The 17,982-nt window shown below is 28.4% G+C and carries 18 protein-coding genes and 1 pseudogene; 15 read left to right on the top strand and 4 right to left on the bottom strand.

Translation table 4 applies throughout. The annotated features are described in order from the left end of the window. Positions 1-156: 156 nt before the first annotated feature. The gene (locus ESOMN_RS02720; RefSeq protein WP_024863432.1) at positions 157-765 is read right to left on the bottom strand and encodes a hypothetical protein; all 609 of its coding nucleotides are present in this window, start codon (positions 763-765) and stop codon (positions 157-159) included. Between the two features lie 267 nt (positions 766-1,032). Here ESOMN_RS02720 and ptsP point away from each other — a divergent pair, with 267 nt between their 5' ends. Continuing rightward, complete coding sequence (ptsP, locus tag ESOMN_RS02715) at positions 1,033-2,754, top strand: phosphoenolpyruvate--protein phosphotransferase (RefSeq protein WP_024863431.1); 1,722 nt, start codon at positions 1,033-1,035, stop codon at positions 2,752-2,754. A gap of 21 nt (positions 2,755-2,775) precedes the next feature. Here the strand turns inward: ptsP and ESOMN_RS02710 are convergent, their stop codons facing one another. Further along, the gene (locus ESOMN_RS02710; RefSeq protein WP_024863430.1) at positions 2,776-3,645 is read right to left on the bottom strand and encodes a TMEM164 family acyltransferase; all 870 of its coding nucleotides are present in this window, start codon (positions 3,643-3,645) and stop codon (positions 2,776-2,778) included. A 166-nt stretch (positions 3,646-3,811) separates the two neighbouring features. On the opposite strand from ESOMN_RS02710, the gene ESOMN_RS02705 reads away from it, so the two are divergent. From ESOMN_RS02705 to ESOMN_RS02650, 12 genes and pseudogenes are all read left to right on the top strand, one after another. After that, the gene (locus ESOMN_RS02705) at positions 3,812-4,285 is read left to right on the top strand and encodes a PTS sugar transporter subunit IIA (protein ID WP_024863429.1); all 474 of its coding nucleotides are present in this window, start codon (positions 3,812-3,814) and stop codon (positions 4,283-4,285) included. Between the two features lie 89 nt (positions 4,286-4,374). After that, the gene (locus ESOMN_RS02700; protein WP_024863428.1) at positions 4,375-4,662 is read left to right on the top strand and encodes a hypothetical protein; all 288 of its coding nucleotides are present in this window, start codon (positions 4,375-4,377) and stop codon (positions 4,660-4,662) included. A 121-nt stretch (positions 4,663-4,783) separates the two neighbouring features. Next, entirely contained in the window at positions 4,784-6,640 is a 1,857-nt protein-coding gene (locus tag ESOMN_RS02695) for a PTS transporter subunit EIIC (protein ID WP_024863427.1), read from the top strand. Positions 6,641-6,709: 69 nt separating this feature from the next. After that, on the top strand, positions 6,710-6,922 hold the full coding sequence (locus tag ESOMN_RS02690; RefSeq protein WP_024863426.1) for a hypothetical protein: 213 nt from the start codon (positions 6,710-6,712) through the stop codon (positions 6,920-6,922). A 4-nt stretch (positions 6,923-6,926) separates the two neighbouring features. Beyond that, on the top strand, positions 6,927-7,586 hold the full coding sequence (locus ESOMN_RS02685) for a phage minor capsid protein (RefSeq protein ID WP_100608761.1): 660 nt from the start codon (positions 6,927-6,929) through the stop codon (positions 7,584-7,586). A gap of 193 nt (positions 7,587-7,779) precedes the next feature. After that, a complete protein-coding gene (gene infC / locus ESOMN_RS02680) occupies positions 7,780-8,331 on the top strand; it encodes a translation initiation factor IF-3 (RefSeq protein WP_024863424.1) in 552 nt (183 codons plus the stop codon). Between the two features lie 29 nt (positions 8,332-8,360). Next, positions 8,361-8,555 (top strand): 50S ribosomal protein L35, encoded by a 195-nt coding sequence (gene rpmI, locus ESOMN_RS02675; protein WP_024863423.1) that lies wholly within the window; start codon positions 8,361-8,363, stop codon positions 8,553-8,555. A gap of 21 nt (positions 8,556-8,576) precedes the next feature. Beyond that, a pseudogene (rplT, locus tag ESOMN_RS02670) lies at positions 8,577-8,933 on the top strand (50S ribosomal protein L20); the annotation flags it as partial. 649 nt (positions 8,934-9,582) lie between these two features. Then, positions 9,583-10,398, top strand: a complete 816-nt coding sequence (locus ESOMN_RS02665) for a MurR/RpiR family transcriptional regulator (protein WP_024863421.1) — start codon at positions 9,583-9,585, stop codon at positions 10,396-10,398. 92 nt (positions 10,399-10,490) lie between these two features. Then, positions 10,491-13,034, top strand: a complete 2,544-nt coding sequence (locus tag ESOMN_RS02660; protein WP_024863420.1) for a PTS fructose transporter subunit IIABC — start codon at positions 10,491-10,493, stop codon at positions 13,032-13,034. Positions 13,035-13,235: 201 nt separating this feature from the next. Next, entirely contained in the window at positions 13,236-14,906 is a 1,671-nt protein-coding gene (locus ESOMN_RS02655; RefSeq protein ID WP_024863419.1) for a DEAD/DEAH box helicase, read from the top strand. 55 nt (positions 14,907-14,961) lie between these two features. Continuing rightward, complete coding sequence (locus ESOMN_RS02650; RefSeq protein ID WP_156920190.1) at positions 14,962-15,312, top strand: hypothetical protein; 351 nt, start codon at positions 14,962-14,964, stop codon at positions 15,310-15,312. Positions 15,313-15,338: 26 nt separating this feature from the next. On the opposite strand, the gene ESOMN_RS03905 is transcribed toward ESOMN_RS02650, so the two are convergent. Continuing rightward, positions 15,339-15,461, bottom strand: coding sequence for a hypothetical protein (locus tag ESOMN_RS03905; RefSeq protein WP_267878388.1), 123 nt, complete (start codon positions 15,459-15,461; stop codon positions 15,339-15,341). 11 nt (positions 15,462-15,472) lie between these two features. Continuing rightward, a complete protein-coding gene (trpS, locus tag ESOMN_RS02645; RefSeq protein WP_024863417.1) occupies positions 15,473-16,480 on the bottom strand; it encodes a tryptophan--tRNA ligase in 1,008 nt (335 codons plus the stop codon). A 153-nt stretch (positions 16,481-16,633) separates the two neighbouring features. Between trpS and ESOMN_RS02640 the strand changes: the two genes are divergently transcribed. Together ESOMN_RS02640 and ESOMN_RS02635 are read left to right on the top strand one after the other, a co-directional pair. Then, positions 16,634-16,939, top strand: coding sequence for an ArsR/SmtB family transcription factor (locus ESOMN_RS02640; protein WP_024863416.1), 306 nt, complete (start codon positions 16,634-16,636; stop codon positions 16,937-16,939). Positions 16,940-17,114: 175 nt separating this feature from the next. Beyond that, positions 17,115-17,906, top strand: a complete 792-nt coding sequence (locus ESOMN_RS02635; protein ID WP_024863415.1) for a diacylglycerol kinase catalytic domain-containing protein — start codon at positions 17,115-17,117, stop codon at positions 17,904-17,906. Positions 17,907-17,982 lie beyond the last annotated feature (76 nt).

Genomic DNA, 17,982 nt, shown 5'->3' with positions numbered 1-17,982 from the left:
ATTTTTTATAAATTTATGGCCAAGCAATTATTTGCTTGGTTTTTGTTTATCATAAAAAAATTCTCCAAGTATAGAATTTTAAAGATAAAAATATTTTCTTATCCTTTTCGCACACTTCGAGAATTTAATTTATTTTTTATTACGTTTATCTTGTTTTTATTTTAAAACAAATCCCGCTCCTATATCTACAGAATTAACAACTTCAGCAAATGAAAACATAGAAACCATCTGATTTAAAAGGAATTGCATATAATAATTTCCATTTTCTTGATATCATGTATAACCATAATATACAGAATATTCCATTCTAGATAAAATATATTGATGAGAGCCCTTCATAAATTTTATAGAAGCATATTTACCGAAATAATAATCTGAAGTACTTTTAATTTTAATATTATTTTGTTCTTCAATAAAAATTGGTATTTCTTTATCTCAGTTCTTTACAGCAACAAATTCTGTACCTCATCTTGTAGCTGAAACGTTTTTTATGCCAATAAAAGATAAAATGGAATTTATTGGTTTTTCTTTACCTAAGTCAATTGTGAATAAATTTTTGGCGTATTCTTCAGTATGTCAATTTGGTGCTTTAGGAATACCAATAACTGTTTTTTCTTCTCTTGTACGTCCGTCATTTCAAAAATATTCTTTTTCATTTTTAACTTGATTTTGATTTAAAGAAGAAATATTTTCGTGATTAACTAAAGGCATTATTCCATTAACATTTAATGCACCACCGACTATAAAAGTTAGTAATTTTAACATTTGTTTGTTTCCTCCATTCATTGATTAATTTGCAAATTACCGAGCTATCCATATCATCCATACTAGAACAGCCCGTAATTTAATTGTAATTAGATTCAAAATGCTTTTAAGCATACAAGAAAAATGTTTTATATTTAATTTTATAACAATTTCCAATTTAAGGTAAAAAATAGTCAAAAATTTTTTGTGTTTATCTCATTATTAGTGCTATTTTTTCTAACAAAATTTATAATTTCATTTTATAATTTATATTAGTAGGTGAAAAAGATGAGTAAAAAAATTAACGGAATTGGAGCTAGTGAAGGAATTGCTTTGGCAAAAACATTAGTTTTAATTGAAGAAGAAATAAAAATTTCAAAACAAACTATAACAGATACAAATAAAGAAATTTTAAAATTAGAAAAAGCAATTGAAGAATCAATTGGTGAATTAGAATCATTACGTGAAAACACTCTAAAAAAATTAGGTGAAGAAAAATCTGCAATTTTTGAAGCACATAAAGATATTGCTAATGATCCTCAAATTAAAGCAGAAATTGAAGAAATGATTAATGGTGAAAAAATAAATGCAGAATTTGCAACACAAGCTATTACTAATAATTATTTTGAAATGTTTTCGCAAATGGATGACCATTATTTTAAAGAAAGATCTGCTGATATCAAAGATGTAGCTTCAAGAATAATTAAACATATTGTTGGTGCTAAAATCATTGATTTATCAACAATTAAAGACGAAGTTATTATTGTTGCTGAAGATTTAACGCCTTCACAAACTGCACAACTTGACAAAAAATTCGTTAAAGGGTTTGCAACCAACATTGGGGGGAGAACTTCTCATGCAGCAATTATGGCAAGAAGTTTGGAAATTCCTGCTGTTCTTGGATTAAAAACAATTACTAAAGATATTAAAGATGGTGAACTTTTAGCTTTAGATGGAACAGAAGGAACTGTTGAATTTAATTTAAACGATTCAGAAATTAAAGAATATAACAATAAAGCTGTTGAATTCGCAAAATTAATTGCTGAATTAAAAAATTTCAAAGATCAACCAACTAAAAGTAAAGATGGACAATCCAAATTAATTGAAGCTAATATTGGTTCACCAAATGATATTGATTCTGTGCTTGATAACGGAGCTGAAGGTGTTGGATTATTCCGTTCAGAATTTTTATACATGGACAATGATCATTTTCCAACTGAAGAAGAACAATTTGTATCTTATAAAAAAGTTGTTGAGCAAATGAATGGAAAAATTGTTGTTATACGTACTTTGGATATTGGAGGAGATAAAAAATTATCTTACTTCGAATTTCCTCACGAAATGAATCCATTTTTAGGATATCGTGCAATTAGATTTACACTAAATAGAAAAGATATTTTCCGTGATCAAATCCGCGCTTTATTACGTGCTTCAGCCTTTGGGAAATTAGGAATTATGTTTCCAATGATTGCTACTATTGATGAATTTAAAAAAGCTAAAGCTTTTGTTGAAGAATGCAAAGCAGAACTGGATAAAGAAAATATTAAATATGATAAAGGTGTTCAAATCGGAATGATGGTTGAAATTCCCTCAGCAGCGGTTAATGCTGATAAATTTGCTAAATATGCAGATTTCTTCTCAATAGGAACTAATGACTTAATTCAATACTCAATGGCAGCTGATCGTATGAGTGAAAACGTAACTTATTTATATCAACCAACTAATCCTTCAATTTTAAGATTAATTAAAATGACAATTGACGGAGCACATACTCAAAACCGTTGAGTTGGAATGTGTGGAGAAATGGCGGGAGATGCTAATGCTATTCCTTTATTATTAGGATTAGGATTAGATGCATTTTCGATGTCAGCGACTTCAATGTTAAGAGCAAGATCTATTATTTCAAAATTAGATTCTAAAGAAACTGCTAATTTAGCAGAACAAGCTTTACAATTAGAAACAGAAGAACAAGTTCTTGAACTAGTTTCTAAATTTATGGATAATAAATAATAAAAAAAGTAGACCTTAAATTTAAGGTCTAATTTTTTGTTTAATTATTTCTGCAATCATTTTAAAATTATCTTTAGTAAATGTTGTTTTGATGCTTAAAATATCTTCTTTAATATTGAATTTTAATTTTTCCGTTCCATGATTTGCATAAATGGGTCTTGCGAAGAACATTGCAGTTCAACCTCAAATTAATACCATTGGTCCAAAAATAAAAATCATTAGTAAGTATTGAGTTATTAAACTTAAATTTCCTAAACCCAAATTATAAATAATGTCTCTGTAAATATAATTAGGGCCTCAATATGATGCTAAATCAGCTTCTTCAGGCAATGGTTTTAAGGGGTTTGATGTTTCTGGTAAATAAGCCATGTTTCAAACCATAACAAATGTTAGCAATCCAAATGAAAAAATTGTTGTTCTTCGCATTGATTGTCAATTTAACCTTGCTCCTGTGTAATCGAATAAGTAGATATATAAGTATCCAAATAAAGCACCAAGATGACCGAAATAATAGTTATAGTATCTGAAAGTGTTAAATCCAAACGCTGTTGATTCTTCAGTCGGAACAACTATTGTTAAAAGTGGACCAATAATTGCCAAAGGCATAAAAATGTCTACTTGAAATTTAGAAGGCATGATCATTAAAAACAATGTTGATCAAGTAACAATATTGCATAACTCTCAGTACATGAAAGTTTCGGGTATTGAACTATTGAATATTTGTTCGTGAACATAAAATCAAATTTGTGATGCTAATATTCAAGCAAAAATAACTAATCTCACTCAAATAGTTTTTGTGGTTTTTGCTCAAAATCTATGAAAAACAAACAGTGATCCGATTAGAAGAACACTTGTAGAGATTGCAAAAATATATTCTGGTATGTGATTCATAATTATTCTCCTTTTGATACTAATACTAACACATAAAAGTGTAATTAAGTTTCTAAATACTATACATAGAGTTAGATATTGTACATAGAGTTACATAATTGTTTTTCTTTATTCAAAAATTAGTATAATAATTAAGTATTTATAAATAAATATAAGGAGAAAACAAATGGGATTATTTAGCAAAAAAAATAAACAAATCGAAATCTTTGCTCCAGTTGATGGAAAAATAATTGGATTAGATAAAATTGAAGATGAAGTTTTTAAAGAAAAAATGATGGGTGATGGATTTGCCTTTGATCCAGCAAACGGGGAATTTGTTTCACCAATTGATGGAGAACTTGTATCAGTATTTCCAACAAAACATGCTTATGGTATAAAACATAAATCAGATGTTGAACTATTAATACACATCGGTTTAGATACAGTTACTTTAGAGGGAGAAGGTTTTAATTGTGTTGTTTCTCAAGGACAAAAAGTTAAAGTAGGAGACAAATTGGTTGATGTTGATTTGAAACTTATAGCTAAAAAAGTTCCTTCAATAAAAACACCACTAGTATTCACAAACACTGCCGGAAAAACAATAGAAATTGTTAAAAAAGGTGCAGTTAAAAAAGGTGACCTTGTTGCGATTTTAAAATAATATTTTTTATTTTATATTTTTAAAAACCTGCAAAGGTTTTTTTATTTCGTTCAATTTTATATATAATAATTTTTATCAAGAGGTGAATTATGAGTTTTTGATTATTAGCAACACTTTCAATTGGTGGTGCTTGAGGAATGCTCGCTGGAGGTATTCTATGTATTGTTTTGGCTATAGCAATAATTTTCTTATATAAAATAAAAAGAAAAAATAAAGAAAGAAATGAAAGAAGTGATTTTAAAGAAACAGCGTCTAGAAAAAGAATGCGTTTTCAAATGTTTTCGTTTTGATCTAACTATACTTATATATTTTTGATAGGTGTTGGTTTTGTCGCAGGAATAATACTTACAGCAGTAGGCGTAGGGGCTTTGGTTTAGACCAAAGTTTTTTTTGGAAATTTTTTTGGAAAAAAAACTTTTTATTATGAATATTTTGTGAATATTTTGTAAATAATGAATATTTTATTCATTATACTTGTTTTAGAAAGGAAAAAAAGAAATGACAAATACAATAAAAAACATAAAGACTAATTCTTTTTTATCTAGAGCTAAAAAAGAAAAGTCTTTAAATATTAAAAACGGTCAATCTCGGGGAAACAAAGTGCTTAACTTCTTGCAAGAATTAGGAAAAGCACTACAATTCCCAATTGCGGTTTTACCATTTGCTGCCATTTTGAATCGTTTTGGTGCATTAGGAATTACTTATTCAACCGATACTTCTGGAAACATTATTAATGAAGCTGGTTACTGAATTTCATTTATTATTCAAAAACCGGGTGCAGTTGTTTTTGATAATCTTCCATTGTTATTTTCAATCGGAGTTGCCTTTGGATTAGCTAAAGACCACCGTGGAGAAGTGGCTCTAGTTGGAGCAGTTTTCTACTTAGTCTTAGCGGTTATGACAGCAGAACATGGGTTACCAGAAATGATTTATAAAAATGTTTTAACATTCGATTCACATAATCAAGTTGCAGAAATTGTTAATGGGCAACCAGTATTAAAAGAAGTTTATGGAACTTGATCATCATTATTTTATGTAAAAGTAATGGGTGCAGATGGTAAAACAGTAATTGGAGCCGCTTATGTTTTAAATATCGGTGTACTTGGAGGCATAGTTTCAGGATGCTTGTCAGCAACTTTATATAACAAATACAAAGAAATTAAATTGCCGACAGCTTTAACATTTTTTGGAGGAAGAAGATTTGTGCCAATGATGGCTTTAGTAGTTTCAATCCCTACAGCTTTTGCGTTTGCAATTTTCTGACCATGAATTCAATGAGCTTTAATGAAATTTGGTCAAGCAGTAGCTGACCCAACTAATCCTGCAGTTGCAATTCCTGGAACTGCAGTATACGGAATTTTAAACAGATTGTTATTACCATTTGGATTGCACCAAATTTTAAATACATTCTTCTGATTCCAATTACCAATTAATGGAGAAGTTGTTTCTCCAGGTAGTGGAATTATCGCAAATCCAGGAATAACTCAATGAGTTAATGGGGATATTAATGCTTTTGCTAAAGGAATTGCTGGATCAGGATTATTCCAAACAGGTTTCTTCCCAATTATGATGGGTGGAATTCCTGCAATCGCATTAGCGATGATTTTCACAGCTAAAAAAGAAAACAGAAAACAAGTATCAGGATTCTTAGGAGGAGTTGCTGCAGTTTCGTTTATTTCAGGAATTACAGAACCAATCGAATTCACATTTGCATTTATTTCACCATTGTTGTTAGGAATTCACGCTGCCTTAACTGGAATCTTTATTGCAATCACGACAGCAATGCACATTCAAATAGGGTTCGGATTTAGTGCTGGATTAATTGATTTAGCAGTTTCATTTGCGCAATCATGAGGATTTGCCCAAAATAATGAAGGTGTCTACCACATTACTTCAAATCCATTATGAATATTTGCATTAATTACTTTATCAGGTGGAGTATACTTCTTAATATTCTCATGAGTAATTAAAGCTAAAAATATTCAAACACCAGGTAGAGAAGATGAATATCAAGGTCCAATTGATGCTTTTGCTGATAACAAAGCAGTTGAACAAAAATCAACTACTAAAATAGTATCTAAAAATGTAAAAAAAGAAGATAAATATGACAAAATGGCTTCAAACATAATTGATGCTATTGGTCAAAATAACTTTGTTTCTGTAGATAACTGCTCAACACGTTTGCGCTTAATTTTAAAAGATAATGCAAAAGTTAATGATGCAAAAATAAAAGCATCAGGAGCTTTTGGTCTAAAAAGATTAGGTAAAGAAGCTTTACAAATTATTGTTGGTTCAGATGTTGAACATGTTGCCAATTCTATTAAAAACCAGTTAAATTTAAAAGTTAAAAAATAATTAAATATTTCAAAAAATAAATGTGTAACCACATTTATTTTTTATAATTATTTTGTAAAGAGGATGAGTATGGCATTTAATTTTGATAATGATAATGATTGGTTATTTATGTTTTGTAAAAAATGTTGAGATTACAAAAAATTTGTTTTCAACAAAGCAATTAATTTTGAAGACGAAACAACAGATCAATTAGGTAAATGTGTTGATTGCGATAAAAAGCAAAAAATATCAACATTAGAAATAAAGGAGTATTATGGTCATTTAAACGATCATAATAATTAAATATATGAATATTGGACAATTACCTTGATGAGGTTTATTAATTATTATTGTGGTTGGAATTGCAATCATTATGATAATTCCGTTCTTTAAAAAAAATACCAAAAAAAATACACCATCATTAGAACAAAAAGACATTCCAAAAAATTTAAAGCCTAGTTCTAACAATTTATTATGAGGCATATATAATGGTTTTGGAAAAAAACAATCAATTAGGTCCACTGTAACAGTTTATGTTGAAGAAAGAGAGGATTCTTGTTCTTTATGTAGACCTTTTGAAAACAAGGTAATTTCTTTGGAAGAATTTGGTCAAAATGTTACAACAATGAGCGAAGCTATTTCTATGGGGTATCATCATGTAGGTTGCCAACATGTTGATATTGACTATTTTCACGGAACAACAATTATTCCTGAAAATAAGTGAACAAAAGAGAATAAGCAACTTCGATATAATTTACGTTTGAAACAATACAAAATTGAAGAGCAAATTAGAGATTTAAAGTATAAACTTGATAATGAAAATAATTCTAATGACAAACAAGATAAAATATTAGAACAATTACAAAAATTAGAAAAAGAGTTATCTAAATTTTGTGATGACAATAATTTATTTAGAAATAAAGAACGTGAAAACCCATATATTTCTGATGTTAAAAAATTTAATTAAAAATTTAAAAATAATTGCATTTATTGACTATTTTATTGTAAAATAACTATGTTAAAAAGAAGAAGCACTATGCTCACCATTAGCAAGTTTGTGAAATGGTAGACAAAATTATACTTATTTATAAATTTAAATATTATAAAAAATGTGCTTTCTAATTATTTAACGGCACATTTTTTATTTACACAGGGGGAACTTAATGGACCAAAACAGAAACTCAAGACAACCAGCTAAAAAAGATCAAGATCCAATTAATGGATTTATTAAAGCAAAAGAAATTTTTGTTATTGATCAAAACGGTGATAAAAGAGGAATTATGTCAAAAAGAGAGGCTATTGAATTAGCCGAATCTTTACAGCTTGATCTTCTTCAAGTTGGTTTGCAACCAGATGGTATAGCAATTGCTAAAATTGTTAACTTTGGTAAATATAAATATGAACAACAAAAAAAAGCTAAAGAACTTAAGAAAAACCAATCAAAAGTAGAAAACAAAGAAATTCGTTTAACTGTGAATATTGGTGAACATGATTTAGATACTAAAGCAAAAAAAGCAAGAGAATTTTTATTAGATGGAGATCGTGTTAAGGTTTCTTTAAAATTTAAAGGTCGTGAAATTGCTTATCAAGATTTAGGATTAGCAACTTTAGATAAATTTTTTAAAAAAATTGAAGATGTTGCAAAAATTGAAAAAGAAGCTAAATTAAACACAAGATTTTTAGATATGTATGTTGTGCCTAAGAAAAATTAGAAAATAGAAATACTGGAGGAATTGAAATTATGCCAAAAATGAAAACAAAAAAGTCATTAGCTAAACGTGTTAAAAAAACAGGTTCAGGAAAATTAAAACGTGCTCATGCTTACAGATCTCATAGAGCTACTGGTAAAACAACTAAACAAAAACGTCAATTAGAAAAATCAACTTTTGTTGATAGAACAGATATGAAGCGTTTAAAAGGTTTATTACAAGATTAATAGGGAGAGAGGAATGAAAATATGGCAAGAGTAAAATTTGGAAAAGTAACTAGAGCAAGAAGAAAACGTTGAATCAAACGTGCTAAAGGTTACTATGGATTAAAAAAATCATCATACAAAAAAGCGCATGAACAAGTAGTACGTTCTATGGCATATGCCTTTGTTGGGCGTAAACAAAAGAAACGTGACTTTAGACAATTATGAATCGTTCGTATTAATGCAGCTGTTAGACCATTTGGTTTATCATACTCAAAATTTATGAATGGATTAAAACTTTCAGGAATTGAAATTAATAGAAAAATGTTATCAGAATTAGCAATTTCTCAACCATCAGAATTTGAAAAAATTGTTAATGCTGTACAAAAAGCTTTAAATTCTCCAATAACTAAATCGACAGCAAAACCACTTGTTGCTCCAGTTAAAAAAGAAGTTGAAGTTAAAGCTGAAGCACCTAAAAAAAACATTAAAGAAACAACAAAAGAAATCATTAAAGACGAAGTTGATTCACACGACTTTTTAAAAGCAATGGAAGCAAAATATGCAGCTAACTTAGAAGAAGAAGCTAAACACGAAGCTGCTGAAAAAGCTAAACACGAAGCTGCATTAGCTGCAGCTAAAGATGAAGCTGAAAAAGTTGCAATTAAAGCAGCTCAAGAAGCTAAAAAAGCAGAAAAAGCAGCTAAACTTGCTGCAATGTCAACTGAAGAAAGAGCTAAACTAGATGGATCAGATTCAATTACTGAAGCTCGTTCAGAATTACAAAAACACGCTAATAAAATACGTTCATTAGCACCAAAAGAAAACAAAAAAGTTGCAGAAGCAAATTTGCGTGATATGACTAAAAAAGAATTAATTAAATATATGAAAGATATTCGTGATCTTTTAAAAAAATAAAAATATAAAAGAACCTTCGAAGGTTCTTTTCTTTTGTTTTGACAAAAAGTTTTACTTTATGAATATTTATGAATAGAAATATACATTTTTAAAATAATTGTGCTTATATTTATATTAGTAGAGGTGTTATTATATGATATTGGAAAAAATAAATAAAATTTCAAAAGAAAAAAATATTAATGGTAATATTGCTCAAGCAATTCTTTGTGAAATTTCTAAACAAAACGGACTTAATCTTAATATTGTAGAGTTAGCTGAAAAATCTGGTTGTTCGCAACCTACAGTAACTCGTTTTGTTAGAACTTTAGGTTTGGAAAATTTTAAAAAATTAGTAAAAGCGGTAAATTTTGAAAGTTTAAAATTTTTTCCTGATAACGACAATACTCCTCATGAAAAAGAAATTATGGATGGTTCGGATATTTTAAGTGATGTTAGAACAACATTAGAAAACATTGATCATGAACTTTTTGAACAAATTGCATTAAAAATAGTAAAAGCTAAAAAAATTAACATTGCCGGAATGGGTGGAAATGAAACTCTTAAAGTTGAAATTGAACATAAATTATCTCAAATTGGGAAACACGTCTTAATAGGTAAAGATTGACACCAACAATTAATTAATCTACATTTTATGTCAAAAGATGATTTAACAATCATAATATCTTACTCTGGAGATAAATTTGAAACATTAAAAGTTGCTCAAGAATCAATTAGTAAAAAAGTTCCAGTCCTTGCAATTACAGGAAATTTTGACTCTCAATTAAGACAAGTTGCAACTTATTCACTTTTGGTTTATTCGAATGATCCAAAGTACAGAACTTTCTCAATTACTAGCAAAGTAGCTGCTTTAGCACTTTGAGACTTATTGTTTAAAAAAATCATAACTCATGACATTTTAAAACCCGATGTTGCAGAAGCTTGACGTTGAGAAACGGATATTTCCAAGTAAGCGGAAATATGTATTTAAAAAATATTCACAAAATGTAATTTTTACAATTTTGTGAATATTTTTATTATTTAATAAAATAAGGAGGAAAAAATATGAATAATAAAATTCTAAAAAAAGATTATATTTTTTTAGATGTTGATGTTAAATCTCAAGATGATGCTTTTGCTTTTATAGCTGATCAAGCTTTAAATATGAAATTAATTACAAGCAAGAAAGCTTTAATCAGTGGATTTAAAAATCGCGAGCTTGAAGGAACAACTGGTTTTGAAGATGGTTTTTCTATACCTCATGCCAGAATAAAAGAAGTTCAAGAAGCTGCGGTTTTTGTATTAAGATTTAAAAATGATGTTGATTGAAAATCAATGGATAATAAATTTACAAAAGTTGCAATTGCGCTTTTAATTCCTGAAGGACCAAATGGTGATCAACACTTAGAAATACTTTCAAGTATTGCAATTAAAATGATGGATGAAAATTTTAAAAAAGTTTTAAAAACTTCAAAAGATGTTAATAAAATCTTGCAAGTTTTAAATCAAAATAAGAAACAAACTAAAGAAAATAATACTAAAAGTTTAAATAAAAATCTAAAACAATTAAATATTGTTGGAGTAACTGCCTGTGTTGTGGGAATCGCTCATACTTATATGGCTGAAGACAGATTAATCTCAGCCGCCAAAGAATTAGGTTACAATGTCCGAATTGAAACCCAAGGTTCTAAAGGTATTGGTACTCCGTTAAAAGCTATAGAAATTGAAAATGCAGATATTGTTATTCTTGCAACAGACACTGCTATTGACACTTCTAGATTTGCAGGAAAAAGAGTTTATAGTTGTAAGGTTGGGGAGGCCATTAAAGCACCTCAAAAAATTATTGAAACAGCTTTAAAAGATGCTGCTGTTATTAATAGCGATTCAAAAATCACTTCTTTTGATAACAAAAAAAGTGTTAGCTCCGCTGGTAAAAAAGAAGGAGTATTACAACATATTTTAGCTGGTATTGGTTATATGATTCCGGTTATTGTTCTTGGTGGAATTTGTTTAGCCTTTTCTCTTGGTTTAGCAAAAGCTATTTGAGGACCAACGGCTAATACTATGGGTCAAACTGTTTTGCCAAATGGTGATTTATCACCTATAGTTTCTCAATGAGGACCATTACACGTTCTTGAATTAATTGGTGGTGGAGCATTTGCTTTAATGATTCCGATTTTAGCTGGATTTATTGGTAATTCAATTGCTGGAAGAGCAGCAATTGCCCCAGCAATGGTAGGAGCATTTATCGGTAACACCCCATCTTCGCTTTCAAATTGAATTCCAGGAATGGGAATTATCGAAACTCCAATGGGTTTCATTGGAGCAATAATTGCTGGATTGGCAGTAGGTTATTTTGTGAGATGAGTAAATACTTGAAGAGTGCCTAAATCATTAGCTCCAGCAATGCCGATTTTCTTTATTCCTTTAATTGCAGGGATTGGAATTAGTATTATTTTCATTTATGTATTGGGTGCACCAATTGGTTGGTTAATGCAACAAATATCAACTGGAATCAAAACTGCTTATCAAGGAAATATTGGTATCGGAGTTGGTTTAGGATTAGGCCTAGTACTTGGAGCAATGGCTGGATTTGATATGGGAGGACCAATTAACAAAATCGCTTTCATTACTTCGTCAGCATTAATTACTCAAGGCATTGAACAACCAATGGGTGCAATGGCAGCAGGGATTCCAGTTGCCCCACTTGGAATGGGATTAACAACTGTGTTGTTTAAAAAATTTTTCTCAGATGCAGAAAGAGGAATGGGAATTTCAGCAATGATCATGGGAACAATTGGAATTTCTGAAGGAGCAATCCCATTTGCAATTAGAGATCCTAAACGTGCAGTAATTTGTAACGTTGCAGGAAGTGCTGTTGCCGGGGGAATTGCCGGAGCATTCTTAATTACAGATGCCGCTGCTCATGGTGGACCAATTGTAGCTATTTTAGGAGCAGTTCCATATGGATTAAGTACATTCTATTACTTTATAGCTGTTGCAGCTGGAGTTGCTGTAACAACTTTAAGTTACGGATTATGATTAACATATGATGCAGGTAAATATGGATCAGTTAAGAAAGCTCACGTTTTACATTTAAATATTTTGTCTGAAAATAAAAAAGAAGACATTAGAACTTTAAATGAAAAGGCCTTGAAGATTAAACAAGACGGAAAAGAAAAAATTAAAGCAGCAAAACTAGAAGGTTTAGAAACGAATAATGTTAATGAACAAACATTAAGAGAATTAGCTGTTATTAAAACTGATAAAGAAAACGTTATTAATAAATATAAAAATGATGTTTTAAAATCTAAAGAATCATACAAAAACATTTCTATATTAGAAAAAGAATTTATTAAATCAAAAAAATCTGAAATTGATGATTTTGAAAAAAATGTTAATAATAAATTAAAAAGTGAAATTGCTAAAATTAATGAACAACATCAATTGCTAAAAAACGAGCAAAATAAGGCTAAAAAAACTAAAGCTTTAGTTGAATTACGTGATAAAAAATCATTAATTAAGCAGGATGCTTTAAACTTAAAAAATAATAATTCTGAAAAATTAAGAAAAGATTTTGTTGTTCGTTACAATCAAGAGCTTATTTAAAAAAATATATTTTTAATAGAGATTTTTTATCTCTATTTTTTATTTTTTAGCTATGAACACATATGCGCATTTTGTAATTATTTTGCTATTAAATGATACAATATATTAATATACTTGTGATTACTTATTTTTTAACATTAATTTCAACATTAAATTTTAATAGGATTTTATCTCAATTATAATAAATAAAGGTAGGTTCAAATGGAATTTAAAGAATTAAAACTAAGAGAAGAATTGTTAAGGATTTTAGAAAAACGAAACTTCTCAACACCAACTGAAATACAAGAAAAAGCAATTCCTGTATTTTTAGATGGACAAAATATATTTGGTAAATCAGGAACAGGAACAGGAAAAACTGCAACTTTTGTACTACCAATTTTACAAAATATTGACACAGAATCAAAAAAAGTACAAGCGGTTATTTTAGCGCCAACTAGAGAATTGGCATTACAAATTCTTGAAACAATTAATATTTTGTCTTCACACATACCTAATTTAAAAACAGCATCTTTAATAGGGGGTATGGGAATTGTTGATCAAATTAAAAAGGTGAAAATATCACAAATCGTTGTAGGAACTCCGGGAAGAGTTGCAGATCACTTAAACCGTAAAACTCTAAATACACAAAATGTTAAAACTGTTATTTTAGATGAAGCTGATGAAATGTTAAAAATGGGATTTAAAAATGAAATTGATTTATTTTTTAAATCAATTGAACAAAAAGTTCAAGTTGGATTATTTTCGGCAACAACAACCCCTAAAGTATTAGAATTAGCTCAAAAATATATGGGTGAATATACTTTTGTTGAAATAAAAAATGAAGTAAAAGTTAACGACAACATTAATAGTGAATTTGTTTATACAACAAACAAGAATAAGGAAATTATTTTAATAAACTTTTTTATGGCTAAAAAACCTAAAAAAGCAATTGTTTTCACAAACACTAAATCACACACTGAAAAAATTGCAAAAAATTTAAATAGTTTTGGTTTTAAATCAGTTGTAATTAATGGTGATAAAAAACAAAGTCAAAGAAGTGCTTCTATTAGAAGATTTAAAAGTGAAGAATTTAATGTTTTAGTGGCAACTGATGTTGTTGGGCGTGGAATCGATATTGATGATGTAGATTTTGTTATTAACTATGATATTCCTAAAGAAAACGAACAATTTATTCACCGTATCGGAAGAACAGGTAGAAATAACAAAATGGGAGATACTATTTCTTTTGTTTCTACTAAAGAAGCATTGCGTCAAGTAAAAGACATTCAAAAACACTATCAAATTAAAATTCATGAAATAACAGATGAAGAATTTATGAAAGAAATTGATGAATCTTTAAGAATTGCTCATATAGAACCATATGAAAGTAGAGACTTTAGACGTGGTGATGATCGTAGAAATTCTCGTGGTCGTGATAATGGTAGAAATAGAAATTTTTCAAAATCAAATGATTGAAACAAAAATTCTCGTCGTCGTGATGGTTATAAAAAGAAGACAAACAATGATTCTGAAAAAACTTATGCTCGTAAATCTAGAAATTTTGAAGATAAAGAAAATTTTTCATCAAAAGAATCTTTTGGTGACAAACCAAAAAGAAGCTATGGCGATAAACCAAGATCAAGATCAAACAACAACTTTGGTGACAAACCGAAAAGAAGTTACGGTGACAAACCACGCTCAAAATCTAGCGAAAACTTTAGTGACAAACCAAAAAGAAGTTACGGCGATAAACCAAAATCAAGATCAAATGATAATTTTAAAAACAAACCAAAAAGAAATTTTGATGAAAAGCCTCGTTTTGAAAATAGTGAAATAATTAGTGACAAACCAAAAAGAAGAACAACTAACTCAATTAAGAAAAAAAATAATTAATGAGAACCAATTAGGTTCTTTTTATTTTATAATTTATTTAAAATCGGAGATAAAAATGGCAACACTTGATCAAATAACAGGAATTATAGATTTTGAACTTGCGGATTTAGAAGCTGCTTGATCAAATTCCCCAATTCTTTTGAATAAAAATGAAATTGAATTTAGATTGTGTTACATTTGTAAATTTCATATTGAAAGAAAAAATTTTGCAGGAATTAATCAAAATGATAGCTTTGCTTGAACAATAGACTTAATTAATGCCAAAAAACCTAAATTAGAATTTACTAATTTTATTGCAGTTCATCAATCGTGTATTGAAAATCGCCAATCTTTAGATTCTCGCAAGCAACTTAAATATGTGAAAGCGATGAAATGAGAATTTGATGAATCATTTTGAAACAAATAAAAAAGACAACCAACAGACTGTCTTTTTTATTTGCATTTTTTCAAAGGGCCATCACAATGTTCATTGTTCATAGCGATTCATTCTTCTTTGGTTAATTCATCTATGTATTTATTAAATTGTTTAATAAAAATTCTTTCTTTTTCACTCATAATAAACCTCACTATTTTCTATTAAAGTTCAAACCTAAAGCGTTTTGAACTTTATTTAATTTTTTATTAGCAATTAAATTAGCTTTATTAGCGCCATTATTTAATCAATCTTCTACATCTGAACTATTGTACAATTTCTTAAATTTTTCCTGAATTGGAGAAACAATTTCAATTATCGCTTCAGCTGTTTCATTTTTTAAATCTCCATAATTTTTGTTTTCAAAATTTTTAACAGCTTCTTTGATAGTTATATTTTTACAAATTGAATAAATGGTAAGTAAATTTGAAACTCCAGGTTTATTAACGATATCATATTTAATTATGCCTTCAGAATCAGTTAAAGCTGCTTTGATTTTCGATTTAATCATTTCTGGAGTATCTAGCATTAATATGATTGCCTTGGGATTATCGCTTGATTTACTCATTTTTTTGGTAGGGTCTTGAAGATCCATAATTTTAATTTTGTTTTCAGTAATTAATGGTTCTGGAATTGTAAACACATCACTATATTTATTATTAATTCTTTCTGCTAAATCTCTGGTTAATTCTACGTGCTGTTTTTGATCAACACCAACGGGTACAAAATTAGCATCATATAACAAAATATCAGCAGCCATTAATGTTGGATACGTAAATAGTCCAGCAGGAATGTAACCTTTGCCAGTTGTTTCTGCTTTTTTAGATTTGTCTTTAAATTGGCTCATTCTTGATAATTCACCAATTGTTGATTGGGTATTTAAGATTCATCCCAATTGAGCGTGTGCCATTACATCAGATTGTACAAAGATTGTAGATTTATGTGGGTCTAATCCACAAGCAAAATATAGTGTTGCGATTTCCTTCATGTTTTTACGCAATTTTTCTTTTTCTTGCGGAATTGTAATAGCATGCAGGTTGGCAACAAAAATAAACATTTCATACTCATCTTGAAAGTCAATAAAATGCTTCACTGCCCCTAAATAATTACCTAAAGTCATTGTTCCACTTGGAGTAATTGCTGAAACCATTCTTTTTTTCATATTCTTGTTGCTCCTATTAACTATAATTAATATGATTTTATCACTAGATTTTCAATATTTTTTTAATTAATAAATTCATAAATTGATAAATATCTATTTAAATATAGACATTTATCTATATTTGATTATAATTATACTTGTAAGGAGACAATTATGAAACATGATTATGCAGAATATGCTTTAGTTTTTAAAGCACTATCTGATCCAACAAGAATTAAAATTATTTCACTCTTAGCAGAAGAAAAACTTAATTGTTTATGTGCAAATAATATTCTAAAAAACCTAAACATTACTCAACCAACACTTTCGTATCATATGAAATTTTTACATGAAGCTGATCTTGTTACGGTTACAAAAGAGGGCACTTTTAAAAATTATAGTTTCAATGCTAAGAAGCTAAGTGAAATTCATCATTTTATTATGAATATGGATAAAATTTATCAAAATGGAGGTAAATAAATTTATGTGTAACTGCAATTGCAAATGTAATGACTGTACTTGTGCATCAAACGGAACTAGTTGTAAATAAATTTAACTAGTCTTCTTACAAATAAGTTAAGTTTGTTTAAAGAAAAATAAATCTTTCGGGATTTATTTTTTATATAATAAACATAAAGATTAAAGGAATTACATTATGAGATATGCAGTCATTAGAAATACCTATGTAGATGCAATAAAAATCGAACAAGCATTAATTAATTTACTTAAAACCAAACCTCAATACATCCATGATGAATTTAATCCCAATTACGTTTTCGTAATTGGTGGTGATGGAACATTTTTATCGGCTGTCCAAAAATTTCAAAATAAATTATCAGAGATTATTTTTGTGCCAATTAAATTTGGTGGAATTGGCTTTTACACAAATCATAATTCAGTAACTACAATTAAAGAAATAATTCCTTGTTTAGAAAATCATCTTTCAACATTGTCGCTTTCATTAATAGAAGTCAATCATGGTTCAAACATTAATTATGCAATTAATGAAATTAAAATTATGAACAATATTAAACCGATGAGAATGGAAATTTATATTAATGAAGAATTGCTAGAAGCATTTAAAGGAACGGGATTAGTATTTTCAACCCCTTCTGGTTCAACTGGTTTTATGAAATCATCTGGAGGAGCAATAATTTTTCCCAATCAAGACTTATTTGAAATGCAAGAATTGTTTCCGGTATCAACCAATAAATTTAGAACTTTAAATGCTCCAATTATTTTTAATAAAGATCAAATTATTGAAATCGTTTTAGAAAATAAAAATGATTTTATAATGAGTATTGATACAAAAAATGTAATTCCAGAAAATGAAAAATTAATAATAAAAATTTCAAAAATTAAAATAAATGTTTTATCACTAAATCCTCAATCTAAAACTAAAATTTTAAATGATATTTTTGTTTTAAATGATTCTTCTAAAAATTAAAAAGCAAACTTGATTTGCTTTTTTATTACCTTTTTTTACTTATATTTAGGTATAATAATTTAAGAACGAATCTAAC

This window comes from Williamsoniiplasma somnilux (assembly GCF_002804005.1).
In the GTDB taxonomy this organism is placed as follows: Bacteria; Bacillota_I; Bacilli_A; order Mycoplasmatales; family Mycoplasmataceae; genus Williamsoniiplasma; species Williamsoniiplasma somnilux.
Note: the sequence above shows the minus strand (reverse complement) of the source record. Positions and strands in the feature narration are given on the sequence as shown.